This window comes from Kitasatospora sp. NPDC056783 (genome assembly GCF_042789895.1).
Lineage (GTDB): Bacteria > Actinomycetota > Actinomycetes > Streptomycetales > Streptomycetaceae > Kitasatospora.
In genome coordinates this window covers 1-8,902 of the sequence record NZ_JBHUAF010000364.1, presented here as the reverse complement: position 1 = coordinate 8,902, position 8,902 = coordinate 1, and the positions used below count along the sequence as shown (strand labels likewise).

7 protein-coding genes are annotated in these 8,902 nt (G+C 70.4%); all 7 read right to left on the bottom strand.

The features are described 5' to 3' along the window. Positions 1-3,424: DNA-directed RNA polymerase subunit beta (rpoB, locus tag ACFRMQ_RS33530; RefSeq protein ID WP_380734534.1), on the bottom strand; the 3,424-nt coding region annotated here is incomplete at its 3' end. 739 nt (positions 3,425-4,163) lie between these two features. Next, positions 4,164-4,547: a 50S ribosomal protein L7/L12 gene (gene rplL / locus ACFRMQ_RS33525; protein ID WP_380734533.1), complete on the bottom strand. Its 384-nt coding sequence runs from the start codon at positions 4,545-4,547 to the stop codon at positions 4,164-4,166. A 91-nt stretch (positions 4,548-4,638) separates the two neighbouring features. Then, positions 4,639-5,202 carry a 50S ribosomal protein L10 gene (gene rplJ / locus ACFRMQ_RS33520; RefSeq protein ID WP_380734532.1) on the bottom strand — a complete coding sequence of 188 codons (564 nt, stop codon included), beginning with the start codon at positions 5,200-5,202 and terminating at the stop codon, positions 4,639-4,641. A 387-nt stretch (positions 5,203-5,589) separates the two neighbouring features. Beyond that, positions 5,590-6,465 carry a hypothetical protein gene (locus ACFRMQ_RS33515; RefSeq protein WP_380734531.1) on the bottom strand — a complete coding sequence of 292 codons (876 nt, stop codon included), beginning with the start codon at positions 6,463-6,465 and terminating at the stop codon, positions 5,590-5,592. Positions 6,466-6,630: 165 nt separating this feature from the next. Next, a complete protein-coding gene (locus ACFRMQ_RS33510) occupies positions 6,631-7,557 on the bottom strand; it encodes a hypothetical protein (RefSeq protein ID WP_380734529.1) in 927 nt (308 codons plus the stop codon). Positions 7,558-7,653: 96 nt separating this feature from the next. After that, the gene (locus ACFRMQ_RS33505; protein ID WP_380734528.1) at positions 7,654-7,827 is read right to left on the bottom strand and encodes a hypothetical protein; all 174 of its coding nucleotides are present in this window, start codon (positions 7,825-7,827) and stop codon (positions 7,654-7,656) included. Between the two features lie 122 nt (positions 7,828-7,949). Then, entirely contained in the window at positions 7,950-8,732 is a 783-nt protein-coding gene (locus ACFRMQ_RS33500) for a hypothetical protein (RefSeq protein ID WP_380734527.1), read from the bottom strand. Between the last annotated feature and the right edge of the window lie 170 nt (positions 8,733-8,902).

Here is an 8,902-nt window from a genome sequence, read left to right as displayed (position 1 = left end):
CCTCGGCGGCGCGGAACACGTCCTCGTCGGAGTCGCGCATCTCGATGGACTGGCCGTCCGAGGACAGCACCTCCACGTTGAGGCAGAGCGACTGCATTTCCTTGATGAGGACCTTGAAGGACTCGGGAATGCCGGGCTCGGGGATGTTCTCGCCCTTGACGATGGCCTCGTAGACCTTGACGCGGCCGAGGACGTCGTCGGACTTGATGGTGAGGAGCTCCTGGAGCGCGTAGGCCGCGCCGTACGCCTCGAGGGCCCACACCTCCATCTCACCGAAGCGCTGACCACCGAACTGCGCCTTACCACCGAGCGGCTGCTGGGTGATCATCGAGTACGGACCGGTCGAACGGGCGTGCAGCTTGTCGTCGACCAGGTGGTGCAGCTTGAGGATGTACATGTAGCCGACCGAGACCGGCATCGGGAACGGCTCGCCGGAGCGGCCGTCGAACAGGCGGGCCTTGCCGGTGGAGTTCACCAGGCGCTCACCGTCACGGGTGAGGGTGGTGTTGTCCAGCAGGCCGGTGATCTCGTCCTCGCGGGCGCCGTCGAAGACCGGGGTGGCGAGGTTGGTGCCGCCCTCGACCTGGTCGGCGCCGATCGCCTGGAGGCGCTGGGCCCACTCGTCGGCGAGACCGGAGACGTCCCAGCCCTGCTTGGCGAGCCACCCGAGGTGGATCTCCAGGACCTGTCCCGGGTTCATTCGGGACGGGACACCCAGCGGGTTGAGGATGATGTCGACCGGGGTGCCGTCCTCGAGGAAGGGCATGTCCTCGACCGGGAGGATCTTGGAGATGACACCCTTGTTGCCGTGACGGCCGGCGAGCTTGTCACCGTTGGTGATCTTGCGCTTCTGGGCCACGTAGACGCGGACCAGCTGGTTGACACCCGGGGGGAGCTCGTCGCCCTCCTCGCGGTCGAACACGCGCACGCCGATGACCTTGCCGGACTCACCGTGCGGGACCTTCAGCGAGGTGTCGCGGACCTCACGGGCCTTCTCGCCGAAGATCGCGCGGAGCAGGCGCTCCTCGGGGGTCAGCTCGGTCTCGCCCTTCGGGGTGACCTTGCCGACCAGGATGTCGCCGGTGACGACGTCCGCACCGATGCGGATGATGCCGCGCTCGTCGAGGTCGGCCAGGACCTCCTCGGAGACGTTCGGGATGTCCCGGGTGATCTCCTCGGGGCCGAGCTTGGTGTCACGGGCGTCGACCTCGTGCTCCTCGATGTGGATCGAGGAGAGGACGTCGTCCTGCACGAGGCGCTGCGACAGGATGATCGCGTCCTCGTAGTTGTGACCCTCCCACGACATGAACGCCACGAGCAGGTTCTTGCCGAGGGCCATCTCGCCCTCGTCGGTGCACGGGCCGTCGGCCAGCACCTGGTTGACCTCGACCCGGGCGCCCTCGTCCACGAGCACCTTCTGGTTGAAGGCGGTGCCCTGGTTGGAGCGGGTGAACTTGGCGGCGCGGTACGTGGTGTACGTGCCGTCGTCGTTGGCCACGGTGACGTAGTCGGCCGAGACCTCCTGCACCACACCGGCCTTCTCGGCGGTGATCACGTCGGCGGCGTCGACCGCGCAGCGGTACTCCATGCCGGTACCGACCAGCGGGGCCTCGCTCTTCAGCAGCGGCACCGCCTGGCGCATCATGTTCGAGCCCATGAGCGCGCGGTTGGCGTCGTCGTGCTCGAGGAACGGGATCATGGCGGTCGCGACCGACACCATCTGGCGCGGCGAGACGTCCATGTAGTCGATCTCGGAGCCCGGGATGTAGTCGATCTCGCCGCCACGGCGGCGGACCAGGACGCGCGGCTCGGCGAAGTGCAGGTCCGCGGTCAGCGGCGCGTTCGCCTGGGCGATGACGAAGCGGTCCTCCTCGTCGGCGGTCAGGTAGTCGACCTTCTCGGTGACCACACCGTCGACGACCTTGCGGTACGGCGTCTCGATGAAGCCGAACGCGTTGACCCGGCCGTACGAGGCCAGCGAGCCGATCAGACCGATGTTCGGGCCTTCGGGGGTCTCGATGGGGCACATGCGGCCGTAGTGCGAGGGGTGCACGTCTCGGACCTCGAAGCCGGCCCGCTCACGGGACAGACCACCGGGGCCGAGGGCGGACAGACGGCGCTTGTGGGTCAGGCCCGACAGCGGGTTCGTCTGGTCCATGAACTGCGACAGCTGGCTGGTGCCGAAGAACTCCTTGATGGAGGCGACGACCGGCCGGATGTTGATCAGGGTCTGCGGCGTGATCGCCTCGACGTCCTGGGTGGTCATGCGCTCGCGCACGACGCGCTCCATACGGGCGAGACCCGTACGGACCTGGTTCTGGATGAGCTCGCCGACGTTGCGCAGGCGACGGTTGCCGAAGTGGTCGATGTCGTCGACCTCGACCACGATGTCGCGGCCCTCGCCGTCACGCCACTCGGTCTCGCCCGCGTGCAGCTTCACCAGGTACTTGATCGCACCGATGATGTCGGGCTCGGTGAGCACGCCGGAGTCCAGCGACTCGGCGTTGCCCAGCTTGCGGTTGACCTTGTAGCGGCCGACCTTGGCCAGGTCGTAGCGCTTCGGGTTGAAGTACAGGTTCTCCAGCAGCGTCTGCGCGGCCTCGCGCGTCGGCGGCTCGCCCGGACGCAGCTTGCGGTAGATGTCCAGGAGCGCGTCGTCCTGGCCCTGGGTGTGGTCCTTCTCCAGGGTGTTGCGCATCGACTCGTACTCGCCGAACTCCTCGAGAATCATCTCGTTGGTCCAGCCGAGGGCCTTGAGCAGCACGGTGACGGACTGCTTGCGCTTGCGGTCGATGCGGACGCCGACCATGTCGCGCTTGTCGATCTCCATCTCCAGCCAGGCACCACGCGAGGGGATGACCTTGCAGGAGTAGATCTCCTTGTCGGAGACCTTGTCCAGGGTGGAGTCGAAGTACACACCCGGGGAGCGGACCAGCTGCGACACGACGACACGCTCGGTGCCGTTGATCACGAACGTGCCCTTGTGGGTCATGAGCGGGAAGTCGCCCATGAAGACCGTCTGAGACTTGATCTCACCGGTCTCGTTGTTGGTGAACTCGGCCGTGACGAAGAGCGGGGCCGCGAACGTGAAGTCGCGGTCCTTGCACTCGTCAATGGAGTTCTTCGGCGGCTCGAAACGGTGGTCGCGGAAGGTCAGCGACATCGACCCACTGAAGTCCTCGATCGGGGAGATCTCCTCGAAGATCTCCTCCAGACCGGACTTGGTGGGGACGTCCTGACCAGACTCCAGCGCCTGCTCGACCCGGGACTTCCAGGCCGCGTTGCCGAGCAGCCAGTCAAAGCTCTCGGTCTGCAGGGCCAGGAGGTTCGGGACCTCGAGGGGCTCCTTGATCTTCGCGAACGAGACGCGGAGCGGGGCGGTGGATGCGGCGGAATTGTTCGAGGCGTTGCGCGGCGCGGCCAAGAGGGGGGTCCTTCCGAGGGCTCGGAGCTCACTACGCGCGTACCAGCCGGGCCTGCTTGGGCTTGGTGCCGCCTCCCTCGCCACTGGCCTCCGCCGGGGTCGAAACCCCAGGTCAGAGCCGCTTTGCGGAGGCGGTGCCAGACCCCTTCAGGGCAACGCAAACTCCGGGCGACGAGTCACGGAGCAGCTAACAGGCAGCGCAAAGGGACAGTGTAGCCAAAGGCGACACTGCTGTCCAGCTCTGATTCGGAGACCGAATCGGAGACTCCTCCCGGTAGCCGGCGAACGCGGACGCCCGCCGGGTACTGCTCTAACTCACGTGGAGTCATTTCCCGCCGGTGCCGCTGGTTATGCATCCAGCGGCGAACCAACCGGGCGGACTCGCGCCTCGAGAATCGCGCGCCGCGCCGGGTTCGTCAAGGGCCCGCAGGCGGCGCGGGCCTCGACCGGTCTATCGGCCCGGACCCCCTCGGCGTTACAGGATCCGCGGTGGGCCGCCCTCGATGATCGTGATCACCATACCCCCCGGCACCGACGGTGCCGAGTGCTCTCCCGGCCAGGCCCGCGGGCCCTACCGGCCGGTCGGGGGAACGCGGACGGGCACGGCCCCGGCGGCGCCCGGAAGCGGCCCGGAAACGCGAAAAAGCCGGGCCGACCACCCACAAGGGTGATCGGCCCGGCTTCAAGCCCCCCGGAGGGGGCGTGGGGCACCTCCCAGCCGTCTACGGCTGGGGGAAAGTCACTTGACGGTGACCTTGGCGCCGGCACCCTCGAGGGCGGCCTTGGCCTTCTCGGCAACGTCCTTGGCAACCTTCTCCAGGACCTTGGCACCAGCGGTGTCAACGAGGTCCTTGGCCTCCTTCAGGCCGAGGGAGGTCAGGGTGCGCACCTCCTTGATGACCTGGATCTTCTTGTCGCCGGCGCCATCGAGGATGACGTCGAACTCGTCCTGCTCCTCGACGGCCTCGGCCACGGCACCCGGGCCGGCGATGCCGGCAACGGCGACCGGGGCGGCAGCGGTGACGTCGAACTTCTCCTCGAAGGCCTTCACGAAGGCAGCGAGCTCGATGAGGGTGAGCTCCTCGAACTGCGCGAGCAGCTCGTCCTGGGTCAGCTTCGCCATGATGGCGTCCTTCCACTAAATCGGCAGGTTGGTGCCGGATGTACGGGTGGGGCGGGCGTACGGGCCCGCAGCGAGGCCGGAGCCTGCCGAATTACTCGGCGGCAGCGTCCTCGGCGGCGGGAGCCGGCGTACCGGCACCGCCCTGCTCGACCTTGTCGCGCAGCGCGTCCACAGTGCGGACGAGCTTCGACGGCAGGGCCTGGAAGAGCGCGGCAGCCTGGGACTGCTTGCCCTTCAGGGCACCCGCCAGCTTGGCGAGCAGCACCTCGCGGGACTCGAGGTCCGCGAGCTTCTTGATCTCATCGGCGGACAGCGCCTTGCCGTCAAGGACACCGCCCTTGATGATGAGAGCGGGGTTCTCCTTGGCGAAGTCACGCAGAGCCTTCGCCGACTCCACCGGGTCACCGGTGACGAAGGCAACAGCCGTCGGACCACTGAACAGGTCGTCGAGCTCCGTGATCCCGACCTCATTGGCCGCGATCTTGGTCAGCGTGTTCTTCACCACGGCGTACTCGGCGTTGTCGCCGAGCGAGCGACGCAGGGTCTTGACCTGCTTCACCGAGAGACCGCGGTACTCGGTCAGCAGCGCCGCGGAGGAGCCACGGAACTTGTCCGTGATCTCGGCGACGGCAGCAGCCTTGTCGGGCCTGGCCATAGGCTTACGCCTCCTTCCGTGATGTCGAAGTCGGGCCGACCGCGAAAGTCGACCTAGGTCGCCGTGGACCGACCGGACGGAAGGAAAGCTCCTGCGGAAACGCAACGAGCCCCGGTGCGCAGGGGCACGGGGCTCGGAACGACCTCGACGGGCGGCCGCGCGGACGCGGTACCCGGAAGTCGAAGCTCCAGACACACCTGCGCGGGCTGCCTGCGACGAATCGCAGATCCTTCGGCCACCGGATCCCTGACGGGCTCGCGGCGACAACCAGCGGTCTTTGGCTTCGGCCAGATTAGCCGGAGCCGTCCGCAAGGTGCAAATCGCCCTCGGACGGAGCAGCCCCGGGGCCCGGCGCCTCAGCGGCCGACGGTTCAGGGGGCCGGCGCCTCAGCGGGCCAGCGGGGAGACCGTCCGGACGCCGGTGTCCACGGTGTCCGTCTCGGCCGGCGCCTGGGCCGAGAGCAGCGCCCCCGCGAAGTCGGTGTAGAGCACCTCGTCGTCCGCCCGGCCGCTGTCCCCGCTGCCGGTGCGCTGGAGCCGGACCAGCTGGTCCTTGTCGTTGAGCCAGAGGTCCAGGGTGAGCGAGAGCGAGCCGCCGGGCGCGAGCGCGGCCCGCAGGCCGTCCCGGCGGGACTGGGTCAGCTGGGTCTGGGCGGCCGCGTACTTCTCGGCGGTGGTCGGGACCCGGTAGTGCTCGACGGTCGAGTCCTCGTACTTCTCCTCGCCGACGAAGACCGGGTCCGTCCCCTCGGCGGTGGCCGCGGTCAGTGCCTCGACCGGGTTCAGCAGGTCGATCAGCCCGGCGTACGGGACCTCCTTGTGGCCGTCCGGGTCCGCGGGGACGGTGAAGCGCTCCCAGTGCTTCCCGCCCTGCCGGGCCGCGGTGGCGGCGTCCCCGCCCTGGTAGGCCACGGTGTCCACGACGATCAGCTGCTCGGCCTCCGCCGGGGTGGCGCGCTTGATCTGGAGCGCGGTCTTGGGCTGCCAGAACAGCGGGCCGGACCCGACGTCGGCGCCGAGCCGGTAGCCGACCTTGGCCCGGCGGGCGGTCTGCATGGCCAGCTGGGCGGAGAGCAGCACCCCGTGCGGCGAGCGGTCGGTCGGCTTGGCCTGGGCGCTCGGGGAGGCGGCGGAGGGCGAGGCGGCGGCCGGGGTCGGGCTGCCGGTCGGCGTGACCGCTCCTCCCCCGCCGCCGCAGCCGCTCAGCCCGCCCGTCAGCAGGACGACGGCGGCCGCCGCCGCCAATCGCTGCCGTCCCGCCATCGTCCGTTTCCCCTCTCGCCCGGCCCCGTCCGACGGCGGCCCAGTCCGGCCACCTTGCCACCCGCTCCCGACCGGCCCGGTGGCGGCCCCCTCCTCGGAGGCCGCCACCGCGGTCGGGTCCACCGGGTCGGCCGAATCCGGCCGGCGACCCGACGGCTCGGAGGGTCAGCTGTTGCCGAGCTTCGCCAGGTCCGCCACCTCCACGACGTCGGCGGCGGCCGGCGCGGTGGTGTCGACCGCGGTTCCGTAGTCCGAGTAGAGGACCGAGGCCTTGAACCTGCCCGCCTTGGTCGCGCCGGTCTCGGTCCGCTTGACCACCAGCTGGTCGGCGTCGACCCAGACGTCGATCTGCTCGCTGGTGATGCCGCCCGCGGCCAGCTTCTGCTTGAGCTGGTCGAGCTTCTCCTGGCTCAGGCCCTTGGCGGCGGACGCGCCGGCGATCTCGTCGGCGTCGAGCACACCGGAGTAGTGGGTGGTGGCTCTGCCGTCCACCGTCTCCTGGCCGACCTCGGCGACCTTGCCGGTCGCGATCAGCAGCCGCACGGCCTCGACCGGGTCCGCGTCCTTGAACTGGTTCGTGCTGCCGCCGGACGTCTTGGCCAGGTCGGCGGCGCTGAAGTGCACCCAGTGCTTCCCGCCCAGGGCCTCGACCCCGTCACCGCCGAGGTGCAGGTACATCCCGTCCTTGGCGAAGCGGTACGGCGCGGACCCGCTGCCGGTGAGGACCGCGATCATCTTGCCCATCGGGGAGTCCGACATGTCCATCGTGAGGTCGCCCTGGAGGCCGTCGGCCCAGGAGATCGCGCCCGTGCCCGTCATGGCGAGGTCTCCGATGGTGATGCTCTCGTTGACCTTGGCCGACTTGGCGGCGCCGGTCTTCTGGGTGACCTGCTCCAGGTAGACCGCCGGGCTGACCTTCTCCGGCTTGGCGCCACCGGTCGGGGCGGCGGCCGACGGGGTGGCCGTGGTCCCGGCGGCCGTGGTCGGCGCGGCCGGGGCGGCCTTCTCGTCGTCGTTGCCGTTGCAGGCGGTCGCGGTCAGCGCCAGAGCGGCGAGGACGACGGCGACGGCGGTCTTGCGGGTTCCAGCCATGATTCCCCCTTGAGGACCCCGGGCGCGCGGTGCGCCCTGGGTGGTAGCCGGCTGTTGCTGGTGGGCTCGGTGCTCGGTGCCCGGGCCCGGCCGGGATCAGCCGAGCAGCTTGAGCAGGTCGGCCTCGCTGCCGAGGTCGCCCGCGGCCGGAGCGGTGATCGCGACGGCCTTGCCGAGGTTCGCGCCGTCCCCGCCGCTGCCACAAGCGGTCGCCGCACCAAGCAGGGCGGCCGCCGTCGCGACGGCCGTGGCGAGGCGCGGAGCGCGCACGAAGCCACCCCCGTGAGACCCGAACCCCCATGGAAGAACCGACGATCGGCTCTTCTCATCTTCTTCTCACGCGGACTCTAACGGATCCGGGAATCCCCCACCCACCGGATAACCCCTCCCGGTCATCCGCCCGAAGCGGACGTCGCGTCCGCCTCTCCGGGGGCCGAGACGTCCGTCGTGGTCACCGTGGTTCCCGCGCTCCCCCGGACCGTCTCGCGCAGCCGGAGCAGCCGCGTGCCGGGCCCGACCCAGACGTCGTACCCGATCGCCGCCACCCCGTGCTGCCGGTACCAGTCCAACCTGGCCGCGCGCTGCTGCGGACTCAACTCCTCGTCCTTGCCGAACAGTTCGTCCACCGGCGCGGAGCCCCGGTAGTGCGCCGCGGTCACCCCGGCCAGCTGTTCGCCGCCGAGCGAGCCGAGCTTGACGCCCTGGGCGATCCCGTACGCCCGGCCGCCCGGGCTGCTGATCAGCGTGGTCGTCCAGCCGCCGGCGAAGCCGCCCGGGCCGGCTCCCGCCGTGGGGTCGGCCGACTCCGCGGTGCTCCGCTCCGCGTGCTTGGCCGCACCGTCCTGGTACGCGAGGTCGAGCGCGCCGTCCTTCAGGGTCAGCCGGCCGCTGCCCAGCTCGTCGGTCACGGTCAGCGCGGCCTCGTCCGCGGCCCCCCAGACCAGCGTGCCGCTCGCGGTGCGCCGGCCGCCCGGGCCCTCCTGGACCACGTCGATCCGGGCGCTGCCGGCGTCGTCCAGCGCCTGCGCGGCCGTGAGCACCACCTGCCTGGGCGGCACCGGCGCGGGCGCCCCCGGGGTGGCGGTGGTCGGGGCGGCCAGCAGGCTGCACCCGGTGGTGGTGGCGAGCAGCAGCGCGGCTGCGGCGAGAACGGTGGGGCGAGGGGCGGGCGGCACGGCACACTCCGGCGGTCACGGCTTCTCCACGTGGTCTGACCGGCAGAGCGTACGACGCTTCGGCCGACCGTTCCCATCCGCCGGCGTCCCCCGGTCCGGCGACCGTCGCGGCCGCGTGCCGAGCGCGGGAACGACGGCGGGGCCCCCCCCCCCCGGGCGGGGGGGCGGGC

What these genes read in the sequence shown, in the direction of transcription:
- rplL (WP_380734533.1), bottom strand. Translation starts at nt 4,547, where the DNA reads ATGGCGAAGCTGACCCAGGACGAGCTGCTCGCGCAGTTCGAGGAGCTC.
- rplJ (WP_380734532.1), bottom strand. Translation starts at nt 5,202, where the DNA reads ATGGCCAGGCCCGACAAGGCTGCTGCCGTCGCCGAGATCACGGACAAG.
- ACFRMQ_RS33515 (WP_380734531.1), bottom strand. Translation starts at nt 6,465, where the DNA reads ATGGCGGGACGGCAGCGATTGGCGGCGGCGGCCGCCGTCGTCCTGCTG.
- ACFRMQ_RS33510 (WP_380734529.1), bottom strand. Translation starts at nt 7,557, where the DNA reads ATGGCTGGAACCCGCAAGACCGCCGTCGCCGTCGTCCTCGCCGCTCTG.